The organism is Pseudomonas baetica (assembly GCF_051216495.1).
In the GTDB taxonomy this organism is placed as follows: Bacteria; Pseudomonadota; Gammaproteobacteria; order Pseudomonadales; family Pseudomonadaceae; genus Aquipseudomonas; species Aquipseudomonas baetica_B.
Genome location: NZ_JBPKAM010000072.1, coordinates 1 through 24,996 on the forward strand (window position 1 = coordinate 1; position 24,996 = coordinate 24,996).

General features: G+C 61.2%; 22 protein-coding genes and 1 pseudogene. 9 read left to right on the forward strand and 14 right to left on the reverse strand.

The window, feature by feature from the left end:
* Positions 1-97: 97 nt before the first annotated feature.
* A complete protein-coding gene (locus ACSFE6_RS22230) occupies positions 98-850 on the reverse strand; it encodes an anti-sigma factor family protein (RefSeq protein ID WP_435429590.1) in 753 nt (250 codons plus the stop codon).
* Complete coding sequence (locus tag ACSFE6_RS22235) at positions 847-1,353, reverse strand: sigma-70 family RNA polymerase sigma factor (RefSeq protein WP_435429591.1); 507 nt, start codon at positions 1,351-1,353, stop codon at positions 847-849. The genes ACSFE6_RS22230 and ACSFE6_RS22235 overlap by 4 nt, the downstream gene beginning before the upstream one ends.
* A 158-nt stretch (positions 1,354-1,511) precedes the next feature.
* Between ACSFE6_RS22235 and ACSFE6_RS22240 the strand changes: the two genes are divergently transcribed.
* Together ACSFE6_RS22240 and ACSFE6_RS22245 are read left to right on the forward strand one after the other, a co-directional pair.
* Positions 1,512-2,588: a catalase family peroxidase gene (locus ACSFE6_RS22240; protein WP_435429592.1), complete on the forward strand. Its 1,077-nt coding sequence runs from the start codon at positions 1,512-1,514 to the stop codon at positions 2,586-2,588.
* Entirely contained in the window at positions 2,585-3,130 is a 546-nt protein-coding gene (locus ACSFE6_RS22245; protein ID WP_435429593.1) for a cytochrome b, read from the forward strand. The genes ACSFE6_RS22240 and ACSFE6_RS22245 overlap by 4 nt, the downstream gene beginning before the upstream one ends.
* Before the next feature lie 176 nt (positions 3,131-3,306).
* Here the strand turns inward: ACSFE6_RS22245 and ACSFE6_RS22250 are convergent, their stop codons facing one another.
* Positions 3,307-4,455 carry a M14 family metallopeptidase gene (locus tag ACSFE6_RS22250; protein ID WP_435429614.1) on the reverse strand — a complete coding sequence of 383 codons (1,149 nt, stop codon included), beginning with the start codon at positions 4,453-4,455 and terminating at the stop codon, positions 3,307-3,309.
* 361 nt (positions 4,456-4,816) lie between these two features.
* On the opposite strand from ACSFE6_RS22250, the gene ACSFE6_RS22255 reads away from it, so the two are divergent.
* The 5 genes from ACSFE6_RS22255 to ACSFE6_RS22275 all read left to right on the forward strand — a co-directional run bounded on the left by ACSFE6_RS22255 (position 4,817) and on the right by ACSFE6_RS22275 (position 9,631).
* Positions 4,817-5,485: a GntR family transcriptional regulator gene (locus ACSFE6_RS22255; RefSeq protein ID WP_435429594.1), complete on the forward strand. Its 669-nt coding sequence runs from the start codon at positions 4,817-4,819 to the stop codon at positions 5,483-5,485.
* 137 nt (positions 5,486-5,622) lie between these two features.
* Positions 5,623-6,429, forward strand: a complete 807-nt coding sequence (locus ACSFE6_RS22260; RefSeq protein ID WP_435429595.1) for an ABC transporter substrate-binding protein — start codon at positions 5,623-5,625, stop codon at positions 6,427-6,429.
* A gap of 11 nt (positions 6,430-6,440) precedes the next feature.
* On the forward strand, positions 6,441-7,208 hold the full coding sequence (locus ACSFE6_RS22265; RefSeq protein WP_095192757.1) for an amino acid ABC transporter permease: 768 nt from the start codon (positions 6,441-6,443) through the stop codon (positions 7,206-7,208).
* A gap of 1 nt (position 7,209) precedes the next feature.
* Complete coding sequence (locus tag ACSFE6_RS22270) at positions 7,210-7,989, forward strand: amino acid ABC transporter ATP-binding protein (protein WP_110963780.1); 780 nt, start codon at positions 7,210-7,212, stop codon at positions 7,987-7,989.
* Positions 7,990-8,020: 31 nt separating this feature from the next.
* On the forward strand, positions 8,021-9,631 hold the full coding sequence (locus ACSFE6_RS22275; RefSeq protein ID WP_435429596.1) for a gamma-glutamyltransferase family protein: 1,611 nt from the start codon (positions 8,021-8,023) through the stop codon (positions 9,629-9,631).
* Between the two features lie 361 nt (positions 9,632-9,992).
* Here ACSFE6_RS22275 and ACSFE6_RS22280 read toward each other — a convergent pair.
* A pseudogene (locus ACSFE6_RS22280) lies at positions 9,993-10,136 on the reverse strand (IS5/IS1182 family transposase); the annotation flags it as partial.
* A gap of 311 nt (positions 10,137-10,447) precedes the next feature.
* On the opposite strand from ACSFE6_RS22280, the gene ACSFE6_RS22285 reads away from it, so the two are divergent.
* Complete coding sequence (locus tag ACSFE6_RS22285; RefSeq protein ID WP_435429597.1) at positions 10,448-11,794, forward strand: sigma 54-interacting transcriptional regulator; 1,347 nt, start codon at positions 10,448-10,450, stop codon at positions 11,792-11,794.
* Here the strand turns inward: ACSFE6_RS22285 and ACSFE6_RS22290 are convergent.
* The 7 genes from ACSFE6_RS22290 to ACSFE6_RS22320 all read right to left on the reverse strand — a co-directional run bounded on the left by ACSFE6_RS22290 (position 11,788) and on the right by ACSFE6_RS22320 (position 19,547).
* The gene (locus ACSFE6_RS22290; protein ID WP_435429598.1) at positions 11,788-12,573 is read right to left on the reverse strand and encodes an amidohydrolase family protein; all 786 of its coding nucleotides are present in this window, start codon (positions 12,571-12,573) and stop codon (positions 11,788-11,790) included. The genes ACSFE6_RS22285 and ACSFE6_RS22290 overlap by 7 nt on opposite strands.
* Positions 12,570-13,331, reverse strand: a complete 762-nt coding sequence (locus ACSFE6_RS22295; protein ID WP_435429599.1) for a GIY-YIG nuclease family protein — start codon at positions 13,329-13,331, stop codon at positions 12,570-12,572. The genes ACSFE6_RS22290 and ACSFE6_RS22295 overlap by 4 nt, the downstream gene beginning before the upstream one ends.
* Positions 13,309-14,454, reverse strand: coding sequence for a hypothetical protein (locus ACSFE6_RS22300; protein ID WP_435429600.1), 1,146 nt, complete (start codon positions 14,452-14,454; stop codon positions 13,309-13,311). The genes ACSFE6_RS22295 and ACSFE6_RS22300 overlap by 23 nt, the downstream gene beginning before the upstream one ends.
* Complete coding sequence (locus tag ACSFE6_RS22305; RefSeq protein WP_435429601.1) at positions 14,451-16,451, reverse strand: hypothetical protein; 2,001 nt, start codon at positions 16,449-16,451, stop codon at positions 14,451-14,453. Before ACSFE6_RS22305 ends, ACSFE6_RS22300 begins: the two co-directional genes overlap by 4 nt.
* Positions 16,452-16,469: 18 nt before the next feature.
* Entirely contained in the window at positions 16,470-17,798 is a 1,329-nt protein-coding gene (locus ACSFE6_RS22310; RefSeq protein WP_435429602.1) for a hypothetical protein, read from the reverse strand.
* A 23-nt stretch (positions 17,799-17,821) separates the two neighbouring features.
* Positions 17,822-18,742, reverse strand: coding sequence for a hypothetical protein (locus ACSFE6_RS22315; protein WP_435429603.1), 921 nt, complete (start codon positions 18,740-18,742; stop codon positions 17,822-17,824).
* Positions 18,743-19,205: 463 nt separating this feature from the next.
* Entirely contained in the window at positions 19,206-19,547 is a 342-nt protein-coding gene (locus ACSFE6_RS22320) for a DUF6124 family protein (protein WP_435429604.1), read from the reverse strand.
* Positions 19,548-19,676: 129 nt separating this feature from the next.
* Between ACSFE6_RS22320 and ACSFE6_RS22325 the strand changes: the two genes are divergently transcribed.
* Positions 19,677-20,315 carry a LexA family protein gene (locus ACSFE6_RS22325; RefSeq protein WP_435429605.1) on the forward strand — a complete coding sequence of 213 codons (639 nt, stop codon included), beginning with the start codon at positions 19,677-19,679 and terminating at the stop codon, positions 20,313-20,315.
* A 120-nt stretch (positions 20,316-20,435) separates the two neighbouring features.
* Here ACSFE6_RS22325 and ACSFE6_RS22330 read toward each other — a convergent pair whose 3' ends face one another.
* The 3 genes from ACSFE6_RS22330 to ACSFE6_RS22340 form a co-directional block, all read right to left on the reverse strand.
* The gene (locus ACSFE6_RS22330; protein WP_435429606.1) at positions 20,436-22,391 is read right to left on the reverse strand and encodes an acetyl/propionyl/methylcrotonyl-CoA carboxylase subunit alpha; all 1,956 of its coding nucleotides are present in this window, start codon (positions 22,389-22,391) and stop codon (positions 20,436-20,438) included.
* Positions 22,391-23,206, reverse strand: coding sequence for a gamma-carboxygeranoyl-CoA hydratase (locus ACSFE6_RS22335; protein ID WP_435429607.1), 816 nt, complete (start codon positions 23,204-23,206; stop codon positions 22,391-22,393). The genes ACSFE6_RS22330 and ACSFE6_RS22335 overlap by 1 nt, the downstream gene beginning before the upstream one ends.
* A gap of 136 nt (positions 23,207-23,342) precedes the next feature.
* Positions 23,343-24,947, reverse strand: a complete 1,605-nt coding sequence (locus tag ACSFE6_RS22340) for a carboxyl transferase domain-containing protein (protein WP_435429608.1) — start codon at positions 24,945-24,947, stop codon at positions 23,343-23,345.
* Positions 24,948-24,996 lie beyond the last annotated feature (49 nt).

The following is a 24,996-nucleotide window of genomic DNA, read 5'->3' on the forward strand; positions in this document are numbered from 1 at the left end:
AAAGCGACGTGTCAGCTGACTTCAATGGTGACTGGCACACCGTCTTCGCGAGCAGGCTCGCTCCCACAGAAAGCTCTATCCAAAGGATTGGGGGCGATCAGAAGTTTGTGGTCTGCCTGAGCATCCGCGCCGCCGGCGTATCCGTCGGGCTGACCATCGCATAGTTGTAGCCGCCCCCGGACCAGTATTCGGCCTGCAACCCGCCATCGCTGCGACTGCCCCTGGGCAGCAGGAAGTTTTTCGGTCCTGGTGGGCGCACATAGAAGCTGATCTTGTGCCCGCCCTGATCCTCATACACCACCATCGCCGCCGGTCCTTGATCGGTGCTGAGCAGACGGCCGCTCACCGGTTTGAACCCGGCGCCGGTCAGGTCCGGCAAGCGATTGGCCTGGGTGAAATAGCGGTCGAGCCAACCCTGCATATCGCTGTCATCACTGGCCTTAAAGTCAGCGGGCAGTATCCCTTGCTCGGCAATCAAGCGGTAAGCCTGCATGGCATCGGCCATCGGTTGCGCTGCGCTCAGGAGGGTCACTTCCCGCGCCTTCCAGCCGCTGAACCCGCCGATGCTGACCGCGATCAGCAACACCGCCGCACTGGCCAGGTGACGCCGGGACTGACGTTTGAGGCGTTGGCGGATCACGGCAGGATCGAGATCCGGGTTGGCCGATTGCTGCAAGGCGCCACTGAGCGCAGCGCGCAGTTGCTGGGCGTCTTGCTGCCAGGCGCGTACTTGTGCACCCATGTCCGGGTGGCTGGCGAGAAACGTGTCCACGAGCTGTCGGTCGGCATCACTGAGTTGATGGTCGACGTAGGCGTGCAGGTCACGCTCGCTGGGGGGCATGCTGATCATTTGAGTCTCCGCAGGGCAGGGCGGGTGATTTCGCCATCGCTGAGTTGGCGCAGGGCCTGGCGGGCCCGGGACAGGCGGGACATCACGGTGCCGGTGGGTACGTCGAGAATCTCGGCGACCTCTTTATAACTCAGGCCTTCCACCGACACCCACAGCAGCAGCGCGCGCTGTTCGGTGGGCAGTTGGTCGAAGGCATTGAGGGTCGATTGGGCGATCACGGTGCGCTCCACCGAAGGCTGCGCATCCTCGCGTCCGGTAAAAAATTCGAGCATCCGCGCATAGCGCCGGGAGCGACGGTGAGCGTCGAGAAACTGCCGATACAGAATCGCGAACAGCCAGGCGCGCAAGTCGCCGTCGGGGCGTTTGTCGCTCCAGCTCGACAACGCGCGCTCAAGGCTCGACTGCACCAGATCGTCGGCGCTGCTGGTATTGCGTGTCAGCGACACGGCAAACCGCCGCAATCTGGGAATGATTTCTCTCAGTTGTTCGTCGATGTCGTTCATGAAGTGCTGGTCAGTTACTACGCTATGAACCAGGAAGACGCTTGGCGTGGGAGGTTATTCCACGCCCGAAAAAATAAATACCGTGCGAGGGAATAAACCCTTGTGCGGTTCGTCTGCTTGATTCTTCTCACATGTGGCCGATGGCCCGGGAGTCTTTCATGGTAGATCGATCATCATCGCCACCCTTGAGTGCCGCCAGCATCGCGTTGCGTCTGGCGGGCATTGCCGTGGTTGTCGCTGTCGTGGCGGGGGCGTTTGCCTACGTCAACGGCACCTTTGACCCACAGCGCCTGACCCCGAAAAAGCTGGTCAACGTGCTGGAAACAAACAATGGTGTGCATCCGGGATTTCGGCGCAACCACGCCAAGGGCGTCTGCGTGATCGGCCATTTCGAGAGCAGTGGCGAGGCGCGCAGTTACTCCACCGCGCAGGTCTTCAACGAGGCGCGCACGCCGGTGGTTGGCCGATTGGCCTTGCCGCCGGGCAATCCCTACGCGCCGGATAGCGCCATACCGATCCGCAGCATGGCGCTGCGTTTCACCCAGGCCAACGGCCAACAATGGCGGACCGGGATGAACAGCATGCCGGTATTTCCAGTGGGCACGCCCGAGGCGTTTTATCAGTTGCAGCAGGCGCAGTCGCCGCTGCCCTCGACCGGCAAACCCGACCCGGCGGCGGTGCCGGCGTTCTTCGGTTCGCACCCGGAAGCCGCACCCTTCCTGGCCTGGGTCAAAACCGCGAAACCCTCAGCCAGTTATGTGACGGAAACCTACAACAGCGTCAACGCGTTTTATCTGGTCAACGCTGCCGGTCAAAAACAGGCGGTGCGCTGGAACATGGTGCCGCAGGCGGTGGATGCGCCGGGGGCGACCGCGCCGGAGGGGGGCGATTTCCTCGAAAAAGACCTGGTGCAGCGCATCGCCGCCGGCCCCTTGCGTTGGCAGTTGATGATCACCCTGGCCAACCCCGGCGACCCGGTCAACGACGCCAGCAAAGCCTGGCCCGAAGGGCGCAAGGTGCTGAATGCGGGCACGCTGGTACTGGAGAAAATTCAGCCGCAACTCAGTGGCGAGTGCCGCGACATCAACTATGACCCGCTGGTGTTACCCGCTGGCATCGAAGGGTCCGACGATCCGTTGCTCGCTGCGCGTTCAGCCGCCTACGCCACTTCTTACCTGCGTCGCACCAGCGAAGTCAGCCAATTGCCCGCCGCCAAGCAGGAGGCACAACAATGAGTACTCAATCCAATCACTTCGCTCCCCTGGCGCGCCTGCTGCACTGGCTGATGGCGTTGATGATCATTGCCATGCTGTTTATCGGCGCGGGCATGGTCGCCTCGGTTTCTGAACGCCATGAATGGCTGATCCACCTGCACAAGCCTTTGGGCGCTGCGATTCTGCTGTTGGTGATCGTTCGCCTGGCGGTGCGCTTCTCCACGCAACAACCACCGTTGCCCGCCGACCTGCCGGGTTGGCAATCGCTGGCGGCCAAGGCTTCCCATGTGTTGTTGTATGCCTTGATGCTGGTTTTGCCGTTGCTGGGCTGGGCGATGATCTCGGCTTCGGGCGAACCGGTGATGCTCAGCAGTTCATTGCAGTTGCCATCGATTGTCTCGGCGAACGCACAGGTGTTCGCGTTCCTGCGCAAGGCCCATGGATATCTGGCGTATCTGCTGTTTCTGACGGTGCTGCTGCATCTGGCGGCGGCGCTGTTCCATGGCTGGGTACGCCGCGATGGCGTGTTGGAGAGCATGTTGCGGGGGAAGGATCGCGGTTGATCGGTAGTAAGTAAAACCTGTGGGAGCGAGCCTGCTCGCGAAGACGGCGGTACATTCAGTAGAAATATTGACGGACAGACCGCTTTCGCGAGCAGGCTCGCTCCCACAGGTGCTGTGGTGTGCATTGAAATTAGGGGGGATGGCTGCACACAGGGCATGCAGCCTTCCGTGAGAGATCAGCGCAACGAGTCAACCATCTCGGCAACGGTGGTCAACACATCCTTGCCCAACTGCTTCGAGCGCTTACCCGACCAGCCAGTCTCCGCGTTCGGGTGATCGTCATGGTCCTTGAACGGCATTTCCAGGGTCAGGGACAGGCAGTCGTACTTCTGGCCAACGGCGTTGCAGGCCAGGGTCATATTGGCCTGGCCCGGTTCGTCGCGGGTGTAGCCGTGTTTGGTCTGGAAGTCCTTGGTGGTGTGCTTCAGGTGGTTGCGGAATTGCTCTTCGAGTTTTGCGATCCGCGGTGTGTAACCCGGATTGCCTTCGCAAGCGGCGGTGAAGACGTGGGGGATTTCTTCGTCGCCGTGGGCGTCGATGAACATGTCGACGCCGTACTTTTCCATCTGCTGCTGAACGAAGAAGACTTCCGGGCTGATCTCCGGGCTGGCGTTCTGCCAGGCGCGGTTCAGGTCCTGGCCCATGGCGTTGGTGCGCAGGTGACCGTGGAAGGCACCATCCGGGTTCATGTTCGGCACCAGGTACAGGTCGGCGCTGGCCAGCAGCTTTTTAAGTACCGGGTCGCCGTGGTGTTCCAGACGCTCGATCACACCTTCCATGAACCATTCGGCCATGTGCTCGCCGGGGTGTTGCTGGGCAATGATCCACACCTTGCGACGGCCTTCGGCGCCTGTGCCTTTACGCAACAGTTGAATGTCACGGCCTTCGACGCTTTTGCCGGTGGCCAGCAGTTCGGTGCCGGCCTTGGTCAGCGCCTGTTCGATCAGCCAGTCGTGGCGACCGCGACTGTAGGGTTCGAAGTAGGCGAACCAGGCATGGGTCTGTTCGGCTTCAAGGCAGAAGCGCAGGCAGTCGCCTTCAAAAATGGTCGGGACCTGGAACCAGTTGACGTGATCGTAGGAAGCCCGGGCTTGATAACCCGTCCAGGCTTTGTTGTAGGAAGACTGGCTGGCATTGGTCAGGCGAAACCAGTGCTCCTGGCCAACGTGCAGGCCGCTGGCCTTGAAGTGGAACCATTGAAAGTGGTTGCTTTTGGTGTCGGGTCGAATGGCCAGCAGGGGTTTGAGCGGATCGCTGACATCGATCACCTGGATGTTGCCGCTGTCGAAGTTGGCAGTGATGTCGAGAGTTTTAGCCACGGTCAGGGTTCCTGATTCAGATTTTTATGGCGGCTACTTTACACGCAAGAGCAGGGGCTTAGGAGCGCAGAAAAAACGATTCACCGCCCGTTGCACAATTGATCTGCCGCTCGCCCTTTAGCGCACCGTTTACAGTCACAGCATAGCGATCGGTCGTGTTACCGCTCGCCCCCTTTTGTGGCAATCAGGTGACAACATGGGGCATTTCAACTCGTACCTGCCCGGCGTCCAACGACGGATTAGCCCTTTCTGCTCGCTGATAAATCAATCCAATCAAACACCTGCACGCCGCGCGCGGAATCTGGCATGCAATGTGCTTTTTTGGCTTTATGGATAATTGGATACAAAAATACAAAAGGTGCATCTGATGAAATTCGCTCCTGCCTATACCGAGCGCCAGCCCGTGACCGCCGAGGAAGAGGCCTACAACTTTCTACTCGAAGCCATTTGCAAAGGCCGTTACCGCACAGGCGAGCGATTGATCGCCGAGGACATCGCCGGGGAGATCGGCATGAGCCGCATGCCGGTGCGCGAGGCCTTCCGGCGACTGGATGCCGATGGCCTGGTGACGTTGCGGCCCAATCGCGGCGCCATCGTCCGCGGCCTGAATGTCGATGAAATGCGTGAAGTGTTCGAGATGCGCAGCGCCCTGGAAGGCTTGGCCATTCGCGTCGCCATGACGAACATCACCGAGCGCCATTTCAGCCATCTGGAACGCATGCTCGATGAAATGGACGACTACCGCGAGGACGGTGCCGAGTGGGTGAGCCGGCATCGCGCCTTCCATGAATACCTGTGCAGCCTGAGTGAGCGTCCGCGCCTGATGCGGCAGATTTCGGCGCTGTATTCGGTGATCGAGCCGCACATGCGCCTGTGGCTGCAACACGCCGACAAACCCCGCAGCGCCCGGGACGAGCACGCCTCGATCATTGACGCACTGCGTTCCGGCGACCCGGACAAGGCCGCCGCCGTGGTGTGCGAGCACATCGAGGGCACCATTCCGCGACTGATTCAGTTTCTCGAAGCTCATCAATAGATCCGACACCTACACCCCCTGTAAGAGCCGGCTTGCTGGCGATGGCGACTAAATGAGCGAAGTAAGACTCAAGGGCCCAATCGCTGGCAAGCCAGCTCCTACAAGGGATTTTCGTTGCAGCCACTTGGAGTTTTGCCATGCACAAGCCTTGCGCGTTAGCTGCTGTTCTTTCCTTGAGTCTGTGTTCGCAATGGGCGCTCGCCGCCCCCGAGTTGCCCGAGCGATTAAGCAAGAGCGAGAAGATCGTCTATTGCTCCGGCATGGATTCGCCACCGCTGGTGTCGTTCGACATGAAGCAGAAACCGGTGGGGCTGCAGGTCGATATGGGTGAAGCGATTGCCCAACGCCTGGGGGACAAAAAGGTTGAATGGCGTATCTCGCCCTTCGCCGGGCTGATTCCCGCCTTGTTGGCGCAACAGTGCGACATGATCGTCGACCAGTTGTTCGACAAACCCGAGCGCCGCGAGGTGATCGACATCGTCAACTTCATGTACTCCAGCCAATCCATCGTGGTGCCCAAGGGCAATCCGAAAGGGGTGAACACGCTGGAGGATTTGTCCGGGCTCAAGGTCGCCGTCAGCAACGGTTCGACCATCCGTGTGTTGCTGGGCAAGGAAAACGAAAAACTCGAAGCCGCCGGCAAGGCACCGATGAAGCTGGTGGTGTACAACGTCGACGCCGACGCTTTCCAGGCCTTGCGCATCAATCAGGTGGACGCCTTCGGCACCACGGTCGAGTCCGCCGGCCACTATCAGCAACTGGCCCCGGATCTGTTCCAGTCGGCGGTGCCGGCGTTCAATCGCATCCTCACCGGTTTTGGCGTGCGCAAAAGCGATCCGCAGCTGACGGTGGCATTGACCGAAGTGCTGCAAGGCATGCGCGCCGACGGCAGTTACGCCGCGCTCCTCAGTAAATGGCATGTCGACAGCGACAAACTGGACTGAGGGCAAACCTGATGAACTTCAATTGGGATGTGTTCTGGCAGTACCTGTTGCAGCCCAGCGATGTCTACCTGACAGGGCTGTGGCTGACCTGCCTGATCAGCGTTTCGGCGATGTTGCTCGGCTGCGTCCTGGGGCTCATCGCGGCCTTGATGAAGCTGTCGAGTAACCCGCTGCTGCAATACCCGGTGCGCTTTTATGTCTGGTTGATGCGCGGCACGCCGTTGCTGGTGCAGATCGTGTTCCTGTACACGGCCTTGGCGGCGGGGGGGATTTTCCGCTTCGAAGACCTGGACTTGGGCTGGATCGTCGTGCCTGGAAACATTCAGGCGGCAATCATCGCCCTGGGTCTCAATGAAGGCGCGTACATGGCCGAGATCATTCGTGCCGGTATCGGCGCCGTGGACAAGGGGCAGTACGAAGCCGGGCGTTCCCTGGGCATGACCTTTCCCAAACTGATGCGGCGTGTCGTGTTGCCCCAGGCGTTCCGCGTGATCGTGCCGCCGTTGGGCAACGAGTTCAACGTGATGCTGAAAAACACCACGCTGGTGAGTGTCATCGGGGTTCAGGAGCTGCTGCTCAGTACGCAAATGGTGACTTCGGCGACGTTCCGGGTGTTCGAGCTGTACTTGGTGGTGGCCATCTACTTCCTGGCCTTGACCACACTCTGGGGCTTTTTTCAGCGCTGGCTCGAAACGCGCTTCGGCCAGTCGGATCGCCCGGCTCCAGCGGCCAGCCGGATGTTCGGTCGCAACACCATGAAACTGTTGAGGGGGCGTTGAGATGGCGCACATGAGTGAAGAACTGGTCATCGAAGCGCTGGACATTCACAAGTCGTTCGGTGACCTGCAGATTCTCAAGGGCATTTCCCTGCAAGTGCGGCGCGGTGAAGTGGTGGTGCTGATCGGTGCATCCGGCTCCGGCAAAACCACTTTTATCCGCTGCATCAACCTGCTGGAAGAGATTCAGTCCGGACAGATCCGCGTCGCTGGTCAGCCGATGGGTTATCGCACCCGCGCCGATGGCAGTCTGGCGCGGGATTCGGAGCGCAACATCGCCCGCCAGCGCCGGGACATCGGCATGGTCTTTCAGCGTTTCAACCTGTTCCCGCACATGACCGCCCTGGAAAACATCATCGAAGCGCCCATCCATGTGCTGGGCGTCGCCCGTGCGGCGGCGGTGGAGCAGGCGCGGGCGCTGCTTAAGAGGGTCGGGTTGGCGGAGAAGGCCGATCACTACCCGTCGATGCTGTCCGGTGGCCAGCAGCAACGGGTGGCCATTGCTCGTGCCCTGGCCATGAAACCCCAGGCGATGTTGTTCGATGAACCCACCAGTGCCCTCGATCCGGAAACGGTGGGCGAAGTGCTGCAAGTCATGAAGGAGTTGGCCGAGGAGGGCATGACCATGGTCGTGGTGACCCACGAAATGGGCTTCGCCCGCGAAGTGGCCGACCGGGTGGTGGTGCTCGATCAGGGCGAACTGATCGAGCAAGGCCCGCCCGAGCAGATCTTCAGTCAGCCCAGCCATGCCCGTACGCGAGCGTTTCTCAGTCGCGTGCTGTGAACCCATCAAACCAATTTGCGTGAGTCCTGCCATGTTCACATTTTCTGCCCATGAATATCCTTACGCGTCACAGCGTCAAAGTGTCTTCGCCAAGCGCGGCATGGTCGCCGCTTCCCAGCCCCTGGCCGCCGAAGCGGGAATCGAGATCATGCGTCGCGGCGGCAATGCCATCGACGCGGCCATTGCCACGGCGGCGGCGCTGACGGTGGTCGAACCCACCGGTTGCGGCATCGGTGGCGATGCCTTTGCTCTGGTCTGGACGCAAAACAAACTGCACGGTTTGAACGCCAACGGTGCGGCACCGCAAGCCCTGAGCATCGAAGCGGTGAAAGCCGCGGGCCATGAAAAGATGCCGTTGCACGGCTGGACACCGGTGACCGTTCCCGGTTGTCCGTCGGCCTGGGCGGAGCTGTCCTCGCGTTTTGGCCGACTGCCGTTTGCCGATTTGCTGCAACCGGCGATCAGTCTGGCGCGGGATGGTTTTCCCGTATCGCCGGTGGTTGCCTTGCAATGGCAATCCGCTCTGGAAGACTTCACTCCCGATCGCAATGAGGTACTGGAAAGCTGGTTCGACACCTTTCTGATTGACGGCCGAGCGCCTCGTGCCGGCGAGCTGTTCCGCAACCCGGCCCAGGCGCGAACCCTGAGTGAGCTGGCGGCTACCGGTTGCGAGAGTTTCTATCGTGGCGCCCTGGCGCAGCGGCTGGATGCGCACTCCCGGGCCACGGGCGGCTATTTGCGCGCCAGTGACCTGCAGGATTACCGCGCGCAATGGGTCGAACCGATCAAGGTCAATTATCGCGGTGTCGATGTCTGGGAGATTCCACCGAGCGGCCAGGGCCTCGTGGCATTGATGACGCTGAAGATTCTCGAAGGCTTCGACTTCGATCATCGCGATAGCCAGCAAACCTGGCACCACCAACTCGAAGCCATGAAGCTCGCTTACAGCGATGGCTTGCACTACATCACGGATCCTGAGCACATGCGCGTTGCCGTGGACGACTTGCTCAGCGACCACTATGCGGCTCATCGCCGGTCGCAGATCGGCGAGCGAGCCGTGGCGCCGCAACCGGGCGATCCCCATGCCAGCGGCACGGTGTATCTGGCCACTGCCGACGCCGAAGGCAACATGGTGTCCTTCATCCAGAGCAACTATCACGGTTTCGGTTCCGGTGTGGCTTTGCCTGACAGCGGTATCGCCCTGCAAAACCGGGGTGAGGAATTCAGCCTGGATCCGGTGCATGCGAATTGCCTGGCACCGGGCAAGAAGACTTTCCACACCATCATTCCTGGATTCCTCAGCAAGGACGGTGAGGCAATGGGGCCTTTCGGGGTGATGGGCGGTTACATGCAACCGCAAGGGCATGTGCAGATGGTGATGAACCTCGTGGATTTCGGGCTCAATCCGCAAGCGGCACTGGATGCACCACGCTGGCAATGGTTAGGCGGATTGAAGGTCGGCATCGAACAGGACGCCTCGCGGGACATGGCGGCGGCGCTGGCGCGTCGCGGGCACGCGGTGGAGGTCGCCTGCGACCTGACCAGTTACGGACGTGGACAAATCATTCTGCGCGATCCTGAAACCGGCGTGCTGTGTGGCGGGACGGAGCCGCGAACGGATTCACATATCGCGGTGTATTGAGGTTGTAGGAGCGAGCTTGCTCGCGATGGTCGCTAACGATAACGCTGGGTGCCTGATGCCCCATGGCGTTCCGGATTTCATCGCGAGCAAGCCCGCTCCTACAGCGCAGGTAAGGGGGGCGTCCTCCTTGACGCGGACCCAGCTTAGAGAGTATGCAATTGATTCTCAAGTGCTATTTGCCATTAGTTTGCCCTTATGACCAACGGCTTCTCTTGCCAACGAATATTCTTTTGATATCATCCGCGCCATCGAATTTGCAGCACGTAAAGACTTCATTAGCCTGAAGCCATAAGCCAGAAAACTGGCAAAAAAAGACCCGGCCAAAAGCCGGGCTTTTTCTTTACTGATATCACCATCGGGTCGGACGACGGCCTTTATCCTTCGACGTCGAGCAGTGCCGCTCGATCAGTCCCTTCCAGAGCACCACCTGATCCATTTTGATCAGGAACAACGCCTTGCGAGTCCGTTTGCGTTGACCGGCGTACCTGGCGTCGGTGAAGGTCATCTGCTTCCTCCAAATCAGGAAGTCTTTTTTTCGTTGTCCTTTATCTGATCAACTTTATGTACTAGCGTTCACTGGATCCATCATGTCATCACAGGGTCAGCCGGCCCGGATTACCTTATTGGGAGAACGTTAACTTCAAGTTCTGACCCGTGCACAAAACGGACCGGCTGGCTGCATTGTTTAAGTGTTCGCAATGCTGTTGATGAACGCTGTATGACGGTGGGGCGGCAGTGCCGTGGCAGTGCCGCGATGCAGCCTGAGGGCAACACCATGCGCGTTGCACCTTCAGACACCGCAGAGTGAGGTGCAAGATGCGCGTCGTTCTGTATGAAGAGGATTCGCAGCGTCTTGGCAAGTTGTTACATGAGCACGGCTTGCCCGAGCATGTCGATGTGTCTGGCAGCGGAGAAGGTTTGCAAGTGGTCGTGGTGTTTTCGCACGCCGATCGTGTGAGCACAGCGGCGAATCAGTGGCTGCGTGGCTTAACGATGCCGGATGCGTTCATCGTGGGGTGTACCAGAGCCACGCGCAACCTTTGTTGCCCACAGCCGTGGTGGCCCGCTTCGGTTTGCGACCTCGTCACGGCATCCGATCAGGATGTGCTGCTAGGCGAAGTGGCGATGCGCCTGGCGCGTCTCGCAGAAATGGAGGCGGTGCTGAACTCCAACTGGCTCAAGCGGCGAGCCGTCGGCGACTCACCCATCTGGCGCAGTACCTTGCGTGCGCTGACGGAGGTGGGGCGCTTCGGACAGGGTGCCTGCCTGATACTGGGTGAAAGCGGATGCGGTAAGGAACTGCTTGCGCGGCTTATTCACGACCTGGATCGGGATCGCCGGCGAGGGCCGTTCATCGTAGTCGATTGCACCATGCTGAGCCCCGAGTTATCGGGTAGCGAATTGTTTGGGCACGCCAAGGGCGCGTTCACCCACGCAGTCGCAGCGCGTGAAGGTGCGGTCGGTCTCGCGGATCACGGCACGCTCTTTCTGGACGAGGTCGGCGAGCTCGAACCGCCTTTGCAGGCGCGGCTGCTTCGCGTGATCCAGGAGCACGCCTATAAACGCGTGGGGGAGGACAGCTGGCGGCAGTCGGATTTCCGGCTTGTCTGTGCGACCAACCGCGATCTCGAGGCGGAAGTGGGCGCGGGGCGCTTTCGCAGTGACCTTTACTTTCGCATGACCCAATGGACGATACGCGCGCCGAGCCTTGCTGAGCGGCGCGAAGATATTCCGCTGCTCGTCACTCATTTTCTCGCCGAACAGGGCGATGCCGTGCCCGAGGTGATGCCGGAAGTAATGCGCAAACTGATGGACGCCGAGTATCGCGGCAACGTGCGTGAGCTTCGGAATGTCGTACGCCGAATGGCGGAGCGCCAGCACGGCTTTTGTGTATTGAGCACTGGCTGTCTCGACGGACTTGTCGTCGACACTGAACGTAAAAATGACGGCCAATGCTGGGAGAAGACGTTTGAGCGTGCCGTAGAGAGTGCGCTCGATGCCGGGCTGGGCCTCAAGCACATCGGGCAGATCGCAGAGGCGCTCGCGGTTCAGATCGCTGAACGGCGCGCCGGGTCTACCGGCCGCGTCGCCGAACTGTTGCAGATCACGCCGCGCGCTTTACAGTTGCGCCGGCAGATGCGTGGTCCGGAGGCGGGTCAATGATGGGGTCTGATCAATGAACTGAGGCGAGAGGCCGCAGGATCGACTTGCACATGTACTCGCCTGATCAGCCGCATGGCGTTACCGCCGGCGATGTCCGCGAATTCGGCGGGCGTGGGCCGCAGTGCGCGGATTTTCGCCAGCTCAAGCCCCGGATGCAGCCACGGCCCATCGGAGCCGAACAGGAGCTTGCCCGGGCCGGCCCGCGCGAACGCTTCCTCGAGCAGATCGAAGCGGCGCACACCGGCAGTGTCCGCAAAAAGGTTGGGGTGGCGGGCGATCAGTTCGATCACCTGTCGTTGCGCGGCCCAGTCGTCGGCGAAGCTGCCGAGATGGGCGAACACAAAGGCAACATCGGGATGGGTCTGCGCAAGCAGACTCAGCGCGCCCGTTTCGCCACCGGGGTCGTAGAGCACCGGCAGGCGCCAGTGCCTTGCTGCATCGCAGACCTGGCGATGAATGCGCGCATCATGGCGATGTATCTTGATGCCGCGCAGGCCAAGCCGGACCACGGCTTCTTCGATCATGCGGTGTACGCGGTCGCGGTCACGTTCGGCGTGCACCATTGCAAAGCCTATCCATCGACGCGGATCAGTGCGCACGATTGCGGCGATCTCACGGTTGCCTCGCGTGTAATCGGACTGGAACACGGGCAACAGCACCGAGCGGGTGATGCCCGCCGCGCGCGCGCGCTGCGCATAGGCATCGAGCGGTGCGTGGGTATCCCAAGGCCCGGTCATTCCGTCGCCTTCTCCGGCGTGCACGTGGAAGTCGACGATCATGATTCCCACTCGAATTGGCTGCCGCTGGGCAGGATCAGTTTATTGTCGGTGATGTAACGGGAAGTCAGGCCTGCAGGCAGGAGATTGGTAATCGCCAGTTTGCCCGGGCCGACATTCATCGGAGTTTGAAGCTGTGCGTTGGTCACGCGCCCTCGCAAGGCCCGCACGAGCGTGTGCTCGACTGCCGAGAGGGCCGCTTTGGGTACGTTGGTCACCCACGCGGCGAGCCCTGTATCGCGAATTCGCTGCGAGCACCACAGATGGCTTGCCAGACGCCGTTGCAGACTCACCGCTTGTCCGACGTAGACCGGCCGATCGCCTCGTCGCAGGATATAAATGCCGGACCCGCGCGCCGTGTTCACTGCCGCCTCGAGTGTTGGATAGCGTACCCATTCAAGATTGATTGTTGCTGAGCGGGCGGCAGCCTCGAATTCCAGCGCTGGCGTTTCCCTTGCGCGTGGGTGTGCCGCCTCAGGCAATGATTCGATGGCAAGGCCTAGCAGCGTGAGCACACCATCCCTCTGTTGTGCGAGCAGACAGGCCTTGCAGCACGCGCCGGTGCTGTTAAAGCGCGCCGTGCCGATGCGCGGTTGCGTATTCACACGGCGTGCGCGGGCGATGATCTGGCGCAGGTCCTGGACCAGTACGTGAGGTGGCGTACCGGCTGGATAGCGGCGCGCGTCGGCGAGGAGCCGGAGAAAGCGGCGCATGCGCCAGGGTGCGAGCTCCAGCGTTTCACCCTCTGAGGTTCTGAACATGGCCGGATTCCTCCATTGATACGGGGCGGGTCGAACGCTCCCGGGGCTGCGGCAAACGAGGTGCCAGCGCGCTAATTGCCGCGGTCAGCGCGTCAATGTCCGTCGCGCGATGGTTGGCCCGCACGACCACCGCCAGCGCGCAGTGGGACCCACGCTGGCGCAACAGTGCCGTGCGGAAACCACGTGCAAGCAAGGCCGCGTGCAGGCCCACCGTTCGCTCGGTGGAATCGAGGCGGATTTGTTGTAACGGATGAAAACGCCGAAGTGTCTGCAGATCGGGCAAACGGTGACGTACCAGCCAGCGCAGGCCGTCGTCGAGCCTGGCGACCAGACGCGAAAGCGCTGTGCGCAGGCGCTCGCCGTCACGCTGGTTGATCGCCAGTGCGTTCATCGCGGCGAGTAAAGCGCTTTGGCTCGCCGCGCTGCAGTGCGATTGCGTCGGGCCATCGCGTGCGATTTCGCCCACGAGAGAGGCGGGTCCACAGAGCGTGGCGAGCGGTGCGCCAAATGCTTTTGCCCACGACGCGAGCAACAACACTGGCTCCGCCGGCGCGATGTCCGCGTATCGCAGCACACCACCACCGCCGCGCCCCCACGGATACGATGCGCAAGGACGCGCACCCAGCAAGCCGAGCGTCTGGCTTTGATCAATCGCCAGCAAACCGCGATGGCGCCGGACGATTGCAAGGTAACGACGGATTGGCACTGGCGAGCCATCGATGCCAGTGGCGTCGACGATGACGGCCGGTGGCCGCGTGTGCGGCAACGGCCGGATATGCCGCGCGAGATCGGCAGCGTCGCCGTGACGGAACCAGGTGACCGGAACGCCGAGGCCCATGATGCGCTCCAGCCCCCAACGCATGACCGGATAGAGCGCTTCGTCGGCAATGATCGCGTGGGTGCGCCCCAGCCGGTCGAGCACGTCGATCGACAGATGCAGCGTCGACGCCGCGACCATGCCCGCCTCGCAGCCCTGGAGCGCCGCCGCTTGCGCCGCGACCGTGACACAGAGCGGCGATACCGCGAGCGATGCCGGCGTGCCCGTCGTGAGGGCGTCGTAGCTGCCCGCTTCCGTGGACGGATGCTGCATGCCCAAATAGAGCGTGGAGGCGAAGTCGATCATGGTGCCGTGCTCCGGCGCTCAATCTTGGTCACCTGCTGCTCATGAAGACGACGCATCAGATGAATGCCTGGTACCTGGACGTCGACCGGTTCAGCACTCACGTCAATGCCGGTGACGGCACGGTACGAGTGGATGTACGTCTGGATCTCGGGGCGGAAGAACACGGCCCAGTTCGCCGCATTGGTTGGGTCGTTGATCGCGTTCCAGTTGCCCCAGCGTATGGACGAGACAATCTGCTCGCCGGTCGTCGCCAGTTGCCAGAACTGGTAAGTGTTCGTGTCGCCCCAGCCTTGCAGCTTGCGCATGCTTTCCACCGAGTGCATCCAAGGCTCGGGATACGCGATCATGGCGCGGCGCGGCAGGAATTCGCGCATCTCCTGCCGTGCGAGTATCCACTGCTGCATCATCATCTCGATGCGCGAGGTGCTTGGCAGATCGCGGAACTGATTGTGGGCACCTTCCGAGAGGATCAGGTGGACTTCGCGCAGTGCATTGAGGAGCGGGAAACCGTCCGGCACGACGGTGGTGTCATCGGCCTGGCGAAAGAACGGTACGCACTGGTTGAGCAGGGTGTGGAACGCCGCGAGGAACTTGCTGCGCACGTCCGCCGCGCGGGTGCTTGGCACGGCACGACCAAATAGCCGGAAGCCATACTCATGCTGATACTCGGCGGCTCGGCGCTCGATCGGCAGACGGTGCTGTTCATCCTGAACCCAGCCCCAGATCATGTTACTGAGCGGGCGCACGGCATCGAGCTCGAACTGGGCCAGCGGATCACGGGGGCCGCTCGACACATTCTGGAAGCGACGGGAAATCGCATTCATCGTTTGCACGAGCTGCATTTCCTCCATCCAGTAGCTCCAGATCAGCTCGGTAAGGGGAGGGCGGGCAAGTTTTGCGGAGAAGTCCTGATTCAGGTGGGCCAGCCACAAACAGGTTTCACCACAAATGGTCGTCGGTTGATCATTCCATTTATGTTTCTCGGCATCTTCCTTGGCGCCCTTGGCGGACGACTCTGCGTCCGTGCCCCGCAATCCCTCGACAACGCGTGTGAGATAGGGAAGCGTCGGGGGGAACGAAGTGCCGAAATACTGATTGGTCAGGGTCTTGACGAGCCCATTCTGGCTGATATCGATGCCGAGCCGTTCCGACGCGATGTTGATAGCGGTCGTGTCTTTCTGGATCAGGTCAAAGACCGAATCAATATTCTGTTTGTCCGGGACCACACCGCCCCAGGTTACGACGAATGCCTCGGTGGCGACTTTGAGTGCGCGGTAGGCATCGGTGTCGGTGAACGGCAGAAAACGGCGGCGGCTCAAACGTTGCGCGCCGTTGAGTATTGCGTGGTCCGCTTTGGTGTCAGGGCCGAACAGCAGGTCTAACTGAGCCGTGTAGTTGTCCCAGTTGAGGTTGTTGGCGTTCATCTTGATCATCAACCACAACGCCACATCGCCGGTCAGCGCGCGGCTCGTCCTTTGCAGCGTGATCGGGTTCTTGACCTTGTAGCTGCCTGGAGGCAATGGGGCGGAGTTTGAATCGGAGTCGTCTCTGTCGCTTTCCGCTGGATGGGTGGCGATTCCTCCTTCATCCGTAGCGGGAGTTGGGGGTTCGGTGTCGACTGCAGTGTGAAAGTTTACTGTGCTTATGAGGGTGACACTTTCGCGGTTGGCCAATAGCAGAATGATTTTAGTTTTTGTGTTAGTTGCATGCGGCGTCGTATCGAAGTCGACGATTTCTTCCAAAATGCTGTCTAGCTCAGTTGAAAGCTCTTCCGATTTTGTATCTTCTGTATGAACGCTCAGTGTGATTTTTAGATCAGGGTGATCTTTCAGCAGGTACTTAGTATTGGCGAAGCTCTTCGGAACCGCAGACACTTTGATTCTACGGGTTCCGTTGGTGGTGACTAACTCCCCAAAGTGGGGAGAAATCATGAATTTCGGCGGGTCGCTTTCCACCTGTGGGGTGGTTAGCCTGAAGTTAACACGCAAATCGTTCATCGTACTTCTCCTCACAGATCAGAAATTGGAAGCAAGCGGAAACGGCCGCGCCTTGCGTTGGTTCAACACCACACTCAACTGGGCGCTGCCTGCGCTCCAGGGCAGGTAGCCGGCGAGCGCCCAGCGTTGCAGCAGTTCGGCGATCACCTGCAGTTCCTGGCTGGCCGGCAACAGACCGCTGAAGCGCGCCTGGCCCAGTACCGCGAAGGCGAGCGTCGGCGTGTCGGCGAGAAACTGCTGCGGCCGCGACTTCACGCGTTGCCACAGGTCAAGCAGTTGATGTGGATGCCGCTCCGGCAGGCTGAGTGCTTGCCCCACGCTGCGACCGCCCAGGGCCGGTGGGCGTAAAGCGAGCAGTGTGGCGACGAACTGGGGAATGGCCTGATCGAGCATCTCGAACGCGCTTCGCTGACTGCTGCTCATCTGCGTGCGCGGATAGAGCCGCTCCCACATGTGCTCCAGTTCCGTCCATTGCGGATGCGGGTAGAGCGCCCGGCCCATCGCGACGGACAACTTGACTCGAATCCATGGCGCCGGATGCGGATCGTCCAGGTTGATCCGCAGGACAAAGGCTCGCGGTAGACTCACCACACTGATCAGCCCACAGGTCGCGCTGATACCCACCCTCGAGACGGCCCAGAGATCCGCGACGATCTCGCTGATCCAGCGATCCCACGCACGCCACCAGGGGGGACCCTGGGAGACATTGGCTGCCGTCGCCCGACGGTAGGTGTTGGCGAGGTCGAGCAGTGCCGAAGCCTGATGCCCGATTTCGTGGAACAGCGATGCGGCAATGCCGGTGCCGACCATCCGTTCGCGCGGGATGCGGATCACGGCCACCGGGTTGGCCCCACCGCCCGGCAAGCGCGTGCGCGCACGCCTGATCGCGCCGCCGTGTCCGCGCTCCACGTAACAGATCACCGGCGGCACTTGCAGGTTTACACCCGGTTGCTTGAGGCCGTCCTGAGCGGCGACATCGAGCCCTGCGAGCCATATTCCCGTACCGTGCTGACTGCGTTGGGTGAGCACTTCGGCAAAGATCTCGAAGTGCGTGAGCGAGGCGTGGAAGTACAGTTTCAACAGCGCGTAGTGGCGCTGAGCGAGTGCGATGTTTTGCGGCGTCGAGCTCAAACTGCGCAACCGGTGCAGGAAGCGCGCAATGCGTACGCGCAACTGCTGGCGCGCAGCCTGCATGTGGCGCTCGATCGCCGACATGGCCTCGTCACTGACGTTGGCCGCCGGAACCATCGGCATCTGCAGGGCGTAGGGCAGCTGCGCGTCGAGGCGTGCCCGAATGCCGAGCACTTCCTGTTCGATCAGCCGCAGGGCCATGGTGCAGGCGTTCATCGCGCTCACCTCCCGGGGTCGTTTCAATACTCAGGTCGAGGCGCGACGAGATACAGGATGATCGTGCGACCGCTGCGTGAACGGCGCCAGACCCCGCTGCTTGGTACGTTTGCAGCGAGGGGCTGCGCGCTGCCGCAAGACGGGCAGCTTGTTGGGGCGTCCGTCATCCCCTGGGCATGCCGTCTGGGTCCTCCATAAGCAGGAGCACCCACGGACGCGCTGGCCGGGCCGAAAATTGGCGTGGCGGACTGGCGGGCGGCGGCAATGCCGGTTCGTGCGATTTGCCGCATGACGGGCAGCAGCCCCGGTGCGACCTGGTTCGCTCCGCGCAAAAACGCGATGCGTGCAGCCCGTGATGGCGGGATGTGCCTCGGCAGCGCAACCAGATGATTGGCAGCGTGCTGACCGATGCGTACCAGGCGGCGTGCAACCTCGAACTCGCGGTCCTCATTGCTGAGCCCTTCCAGTTCGAGCCCGACCGCGCTGCCGGCCATGCTCGCCAGCTTGCCGCCAATCAGGCCTCCTGCGCCGGGCACGATGAGGTTGCCGAGGGCACCTCCGACCACTGGCAACGCCGATTTCACCGCCGTGCGCAAAATGCCGCCAAGTGCCTTGCCTGCTGAAGATTTTGCGAAGTTGGTCGCGACGCGGCCTACGGACTTGATGAGGCCTCCGAGGAACTGCTCCATTTCCTGTTCATTGTTGACCGCGAGCAGTTCGGCGGCGAGTTCGAGCTCCTGCATTTCGCCTGAGACTTCAGTCTCGAATTCGTTTTCGAACTCATTTTCGAACTCGGTTTCGAACGCGGCTTCGGCCTGTCCAAACTGCGACTCGAACTCGAATTCGCTTCCTACTTCCTGGCCGAACTCACCAGCCAGCTCCTGTTCAAACTCGTTGTAGCCAGGCCCCCAACCGCCTGGTCTGGATGTGCCGATGTCGTGCATGTTCTTCTCCTTGACTCAGGTTCGCGAGAAGAGGTCTCGCATGTGATGGGGAGAGCAGAGAGCGTGCCAGGTCGGCGCATCGACGCGCAGGCCCGCAGGGAAGGGCGTTTTCGCATTGGCGATGGGATGTGAAGGGCGAAGCGAGCTTCGCATTTGGGGGCAACGAGGCTGGGGATGCGAAGCGGCCTTCGCGCCCAAGGGCGATGGCAAACGCCGCACAATCTATGCCTTACGGAGCAATATGAAATGTGACGGACAAAAAAAGACCCGGCAAAAAGCCGGGTCAAAAACCGTGATTAGCCTGATGAGGAGATAGTCCAGGAGACCGACCTAAGGCCCCTTGGTCCATCGACTGACCTCGCGATCAGCTGGTGCAATAATAATCATTCTCGTTTGCAAGTCAAATGATTTTATCCGCACGATTGGAAAATTCTTTCTCATTCTCCTTTTTGCAGCCTGCGCTTCAACCGTTCTGATGCCTTTCCAGTGATCGATCCACCATGGCTTTGGCCATGTCGATCATATGCACCGTCGAAAACGCCAGATCCCGATTCGAGCCCTGCAGGTGGCTGGCTGACTCGAAAGCCGTGGCGGCCGCACAACGCAGCAGGTCCGAGGCATGAATCAGTGCCTCCTCGCTGCTGATATTGCGGTTCACATCAAAGAAACGTGTCTCGATCCCTTCCTCTGTAACAGCCGGTTTCAAGTAGTAGTCCAGTGCGCGCTGGGCGGCGGCCGAACCCAGGGGGGAGGTGAGCGACGTGTCGATTTGCATGTCGGGCAAGTCGTTGGCAGGGTGGGTCATGATGATGGCAAGCTCCGTGACAGGTTAAGATCCGTGAGCTCATGCTAGTACGATTTGTATTTGTGACTACGATTAAAATACTACAATTTGTGTTTTGATGGCCGGAGTCCACCACGTATCGTGCCGCACATGGATAAATGGATTGAATTGGTCAAAGCCAAGATGAGTGAACTCAAAGTCACTCAAGAGATACTCGCCGATCGCCTCGGGATGTCCCAGGGCGGTGTGGGTCACTGGCTCAACAAACGTCGCGAACCTGGCATCGACGACATGAATCGCGTGTTGAAAGCGCTTGGCATGGACTTTCTCGAAGTGGCGCTGGTGATTCGCGAGCCTGTGGACTCACAGGACAATGGCGTTTCCCTGGCGCAAAAGTACAACCCGTACTTTCGTTACCCGGTCAGTGATTGGCGGGAAACAAGCGAAGTCCGCGATGGTGAACAGGGCCGGTATCGTTTCGAGTTGTCCGACTATCATGCTCAGGGCGCAGCCTTCTGGCTGACAGTCACGGGTGATGCGATGACCGCACCCAGTGGCCCGAGCATCGCAGAGGGCATGTTGATCCTGGTGGATCCGGACGTGGACGCGGTGCCCGGCAAACTGGTCATCGCGCAATGGTCGAACAGCAGCGAGGCGGTTTTTCGCAAGTTGATCGAAGAGGGCGGGCAGCGTTACCTGGTCCCGCTCAATCCGACTTATCCAAAAGCCCTGTACACCGAGGAGTGCCGAATTATCGGCGTGGTGGTTCAGGCGACAGCCAAATTCTAGACACGGCACGGTCCTTGTAGGAGCGAGCTCTGCTCGCGATGGTCGTGAACGATGACGTGGGCTGTCTGAATGCCCGCGTTATCTGGACGTTCATCGCGAGCAGAGCTCGCTCCTACAGTTTTACGCTTCTTCCAGCTCGACCAGCGCACTGCCTTCGCTGACCATCTCACCTTCCTGGCAATACAGCGCCTTGATCACGCCGGCGTGAGGCGCGCGAATGCTGTGCTCCATCTTCATCGCTTCCAGCACCACCAGTTGCGCCCCGGCTTCGACCGTTTGCCCGGCCTCCACCAATACCCGCACGATGCTGCCGTTCATGGGCGCGGTCAGCCCGCCGTGATGGCTGTGGCTGGCTTCAACGGCACTGATCGGGTCGTAGGATTCGATGCGGTGCAGTTCACCTTCCCATTGCAGGTACACGAAATCGCCACGGCGGATGGCCCGGTGTTGGCGACGTACGCCGTCGTGCTCGGTCAGCAATTGCTCGCCTTTGAGTTGTGCGCTGTGGGCATTGCGGTCACCCAGGGTCAAGGCGCGGTCCTGGCCTTCACAACTCAGGTGCAGGGTGATTTCCGATGGCAGTCCGGCACGGAATCCGTTGCCGATAGCCCAAGGCGAACTCAAGTCATCGCTACGCGGCGTACCGTGCTGACTTTGGGAAAACGCCTGAGCGGCGGCTTGCCAGAATTCATCGCTGAGTTCGGACGGTGCTGGCAGCAGTTGCTCCTGATAGCGCGGGATAAACCCGGTATCCAGTTCGGCCGCGGCAAACGCCGGATGCGCGATGATCCGGCGCAGGAAGTTGATGTTGGTCTTCAGCCCGCCGATGGCAAACTCGTCCAGCATGCTCAGCAGCCTCAGGCGCGCCTGTTCGCGGTCCTCGCCCCAGGCAATCAGCTTGCCGAGCATCGGGTCGTAGAAGGGCGAAATCTCGTCGCCTTCTTCGACACCGCTGTCCACCCGGCGACCTGCGCCCGGTGCGGATTCGCGATAAAGCTCCAGGCGCCCGGTGGCCGGCAGGAAGTCATTGCCCGGGTCTTCGGCATACAAGCGTACTTCAATCGCATGCCCGTTCAGCGGCACTTGATCCTGGGTCATCGGCAACGCTTCGCCACGGGCTACGCGAATCTGCCAGGCCACCAGGTCGAGGCCGGTGATGGCCTCGGTGACCGGGTGTTCGACCTGCAGGCGCGTGTTCATCTCCATGAAGAAAAATTCGCCACGGGCGTCCAGCAAAAACTCCACGGTGCCGGCACCAACATAACCGATGGCCTGTGCCGAACGCACAGCCGCTTCGCCCATGGCCCGACGCAGCTCCGGACTCAGGCCGGGTGCGGGTGCTTCTTCGACGACTTTCTGGTGGCGACGCTGAATCGAGCAGTCGCGTTCGTTGAGGTACAGGCAGTTGCCGTGTCGATCGGCGAACACCTGGATCTCCACATGGCGGGGCTTGAGCAGGTACTTCTCCACCAGCATCCGCGAATCGCCGAACGACGACAGGGCTTCACGCTGGGCCGAGGCCAGGGCTTCGGCCAGTTGGCTGACATCCTCGACCACTTTCATGCCCTTGCCGCCGCCACCGGCCGTGGCCTTGAGCAGCACCGGGTAGCCGATGCGTTCACAGGCGTCGCGGAAGGTGTCGAGGTCTTGCGCCTCGCCGTGATAGCCCGGCACCAGTGGCACGCCGGCGGTTTCCATCAGCGCTTTGGCGGCGGACTTGCTGCCCATGGCATCGATGGCAGAGGCGGGCGGGCCGAGGAAGATCAACCCTGCTGCTTCGATCGCGCGGGCGAACCCGGCGTTCTCCGACAGAAAACCATAGCCGGGGTGGATCGCCTGGGCGCCGCTGGCCTTGGCGGCGGCGATCAATTTGTCGATTTGCAGATAGCTGTCAGCGGCTTTGCTGCCACCGAGGTCGACGCGAATGTCGGCTTCGCGGCTGTGCCGGGCGTCACGGTCAGTGGCGCTGTGCACGGCCACGGTGGTCAGTCCCAGGGACTTGGCGGTGCGCATCACCCGGCAGGCGATTTCGCCGCGGTTGGCCACCAGCAGGGTAGTGAGGACAGGGGCGCTCATCAACGCGACTCCTTGGGGGTGATTTCGGCTTGCCAGCTCGGCGGACGTTTTTGCAGAAAGGCACGCAGGCCTTCCTGGCCTTCTGGGCTGACGCGGATGCGGGCGATGGCGTTTTCGGTGTAGCGGCGCAGCGCCGGGAGCAGCGAGCCGTCGCCGACTTCACGCAGCAAATCCTTGCTGGCACGCATGGCCGCCGGGCTGTTGAGGAGCAGATTGTCGACCCACTGTTCGACTCGCTGTTCCAGCTCGGAGGATGGATAGCTTTCCGACAACAGTCCCAATTCCCGCGCCCGTTGTCCGCTGAAGCGTTCAGCGGTCAGGGCATAGCGTCGCGTAGCGCGTTCGCCGATGGCTTGCACCACGAACGGGCTGATCACGGCCGGTGCCAGGCCGATGCGCACTTCCGACAGGCAGAACTGTGCGTCATCGACACCGATGGCCATGTCGCAGCAGCTGATCAGGCCCAATGCACCGCCGAAGGCTGCGCCTTGCACCACCGCCAGGGTCGGGATTTTCAGCTTGGCCAGGTTGTACATTAACTCGGCCAGTTCCCGGGCGTCGTCGAGGTTGGTGTGGTAATCGAGTTCGGCCGATTGCTGCATCCACGCCAGATCGGCACCGGCACTGAAATGCTTGCCGCGACCGCGCACCAGCAGGAAACGCAGACTGGTATCGCTCGACACCTGGTCCAGCGCCAGGATCAGCTCGCGGATCATTTCAGCGTTGAACGCGTTGTTCTTTTCTTCGCGGCTGAGCCACAGGGTCGCAAAGCCCCTTGGGTCGGTCAGCAGTTCGAGGGTGTTGAAGTCGCTCATATTCTTCCGTTCTCCACGGCTTTATCCTGTAGAGCGAGCATGCTCGCGATTAACGCTCAAACAACGCTGGCAACCAGATGCCCCGCGTTATCGTTGAAGACCATCGCGAGCATGCTCGCTCCTACAGAGATCAAAATCACATCCGGAACACGCCGAAGCGGCTCGGTTCGATTGGCGCATTCAGCGACGCCGACAAGGCCAGGCCCAGAACATCGCGGGTCTGGGCCGGGTCAATGACGCCGTCGTCCCACAAGCGAGCGCTGGAGTAGTAGGGGTGGCCCTGTTCCTCGTACTGGTCGAGGATCGGTTGCTTGATCTCGGCTTCCTGCTCGGCGCTGAAACCATGACCGCCACGTTCGGCCTGCTCGCGCTTGACCTGCACCAGCACGCCAGCGGCTTGTTCGGCACCCATCACGCCGATGCGCGCGTTCGGCCACATCCACAGGAAACGTGGATCGTAGGCCCGGCCGCACATGCCGTAGTTACCGGCACCGAAGCTGCCGCCGATGATCACGGTGAATTTCGGCACCTTGGCGCACGCCACCGCGGTCACCAGCTTCGCACCGTGCTTGGCGATACCACCGGCCTCGTACTTTTGGCCGACCATGAAACCGGTGATGTTTTGCAGGAACAGCAACGGAATGCCGCGCTGACAGGCCAGCTCGATAAAGTGCGCGCCTTTCTGCGCCGCTTCCGCGAAGAGGATGCCGTTGTTGGCGAGGATCGCGATCGGGTAACCGTGCAGGTAGGCAAAACCGCACACCAGCGTGGTCCCGAACAGTGCCTTGAACTCATCGAACACCGAGCCATCCACCAGTCGCGCGATCACTTCACGCACGTCGAACGGTTGCTTGGCATCGGCCGGTACCACGCCGTACAACTCTTCGCTGCTGTAGAGCGGGGCGATGGGCGTGCGTTGCTGCACGTCACCGAGCTTGCGCCAATTGAGGTTGGCGACACTGCGGCGGGCCAGCGCCAGTGCGTGTTCATCGCTTTCGGCGTAATGGTCGGCGACCCCGGAAATCTTGCAGTGCACATCGGCACCGCCCAGGTCTTCGGCGCTGACCACTTCACCGGTCGCGGCTTTCACCAGCGGCGGGCCGGCAAGGAAGATCGTTGCCTGCTCGCGCACCATGATCGCTTCGTCGGCCATCGCCGGTACATAAGCACCGCCCGCGGTGCAGGAGCCCATGACCACGGCAATCTGCGGAATGCCCATGGCGCTCATGTTGGCCTGATTGAAGAAGATCCGGCCGAAGTGCTCGCGGTCCGGAAACACTTCGTCCTGACGCGGCAGGTTGGCGCCGCCGGAGTCCACCAGATAGATGCAGGGCAGGCGATTCTGTTGGGCGATGGTCTGGGCGCGCAGGTGTTTTTTCACGGTCAGCGGGTAGTAGGAGCCACCTTTTACCGTGGCATCGTTGGCGACGATCATGCATTCGACGCCCTCTACGCGGCCAATCCCGGCAATCACGCCAGCGGCGGGCACGTCTTCGCCATATACCTCGTAGGCCGCCAGTTGGCTGATCTCCAGAAACGGCGAACCCGGATCCAGCAGGCGATTGATGCGCTCACGGGGCAGCAGTTTGCCCCGCGAGGTGTGGCGTTCCTGGGCCTTCGGACCGCCACCTTGTGCCACTTGGGCGAGCAGGGTGTGCAACGCGTCGACCTGCGTGAGCATCGCCGCGCTGTTGGCGGCGAACTCCGCTGAACGGGGGTTGAGCTGGGTATGCAAGATCATGGGCTACTCCGTAGCAGCTTCAAGTTTCAAGCTACAAGCTGCAAGTTGA

Excerpts from the sequence above, each read along its gene's own strand:
- ACSFE6_RS22235 (WP_435429591.1), bottom strand. The coding sequence starts at position 1,353 with ATGAACGACATCGACGAACAACTGAGAGAAATCATTCCCAGATTGCGG.
- ACSFE6_RS22260 (WP_435429595.1), top strand. The coding sequence starts at position 5,623 with ATGCACAAGCCTTGCGCGTTAGCTGCTGTTCTTTCCTTGAGTCTGTGT.
- ACSFE6_RS22270 (WP_110963780.1), top strand. The coding sequence starts at position 7,210 with ATGGCGCACATGAGTGAAGAACTGGTCATCGAAGCGCTGGACATTCAC.
- ACSFE6_RS22295 (WP_435429599.1), bottom strand. The coding sequence starts at position 13,331 with ATGTTCAGAACCTCAGAGGGTGAAACGCTGGAGCTCGCACCCTGGCGC.
- ACSFE6_RS22240 (WP_435429592.1), top strand. The coding sequence starts at position 1,512 with ATGGTAGATCGATCATCATCGCCACCCTTGAGTGCCGCCAGCATCGCG.
- ACSFE6_RS22325 (WP_435429605.1), top strand. The coding sequence starts at position 19,677 with ATGGATAAATGGATTGAATTGGTCAAAGCCAAGATGAGTGAACTCAAA.
- ACSFE6_RS22300 (WP_435429600.1), bottom strand. The coding sequence starts at position 14,454 with ATGATCGACTTCGCCTCCACGCTCTATTTGGGCATGCAGCATCCGTCC.
- ACSFE6_RS22310 (WP_435429602.1), bottom strand. The coding sequence starts at position 17,798 with ATGAACGCCTGCACCATGGCCCTGCGGCTGATCGAACAGGAAGTGCTC.
- ACSFE6_RS22245 (WP_435429593.1), top strand. The coding sequence starts at position 2,585 with ATGAGTACTCAATCCAATCACTTCGCTCCCCTGGCGCGCCTGCTGCAC.
- ACSFE6_RS22315 (WP_435429603.1), bottom strand. The coding sequence starts at position 18,742 with ATGCACGACATCGGCACATCCAGACCAGGCGGTTGGGGGCCTGGCTAC.
- ACSFE6_RS22320 (WP_435429604.1), bottom strand. The coding sequence starts at position 19,547 with ATGACCCACCCTGCCAACGACTTGCCCGACATGCAAATCGACACGTCG.
- ACSFE6_RS22230 (WP_435429590.1), bottom strand. The coding sequence starts at position 850 with ATGATCAGCATGCCCCCCAGCGAGCGTGACCTGCACGCCTACGTCGAC.
- ACSFE6_RS22305 (WP_435429601.1), bottom strand. The coding sequence starts at position 16,451 with ATGAACGATTTGCGTGTTAACTTCAGGCTAACCACCCCACAGGTGGAA.
- ACSFE6_RS22255 (WP_435429594.1), top strand. The coding sequence starts at position 4,817 with ATGAAATTCGCTCCTGCCTATACCGAGCGCCAGCCCGTGACCGCCGAG.
- ACSFE6_RS22275 (WP_435429596.1), top strand. The coding sequence starts at position 8,021 with ATGTTCACATTTTCTGCCCATGAATATCCTTACGCGTCACAGCGTCAA.
- ACSFE6_RS22330 (WP_435429606.1), bottom strand. The coding sequence starts at position 22,391 with ATGAGCGCCCCTGTCCTCACTACCCTGCTGGTGGCCAACCGCGGCGAA.
- ACSFE6_RS22335 (WP_435429607.1), bottom strand. The coding sequence starts at position 23,206 with ATGAGCGACTTCAACACCCTCGAACTGCTGACCGACCCAAGGGGCTTT.
- ACSFE6_RS22340 (WP_435429608.1), bottom strand. The coding sequence starts at position 24,947 with ATGATCTTGCATACCCAGCTCAACCCCCGTTCAGCGGAGTTCGCCGCC.
- ACSFE6_RS22265 (WP_095192757.1), top strand. The coding sequence starts at position 6,441 with ATGAACTTCAATTGGGATGTGTTCTGGCAGTACCTGTTGCAGCCCAGC.
- ACSFE6_RS22290 (WP_435429598.1), bottom strand. The coding sequence starts at position 12,573 with ATGATCGTCGACTTCCACGTGCACGCCGGAGAAGGCGACGGAATGACC.
- ACSFE6_RS22285 (WP_435429597.1), top strand. The coding sequence starts at position 10,448 with ATGCGCGTCGTTCTGTATGAAGAGGATTCGCAGCGTCTTGGCAAGTTG.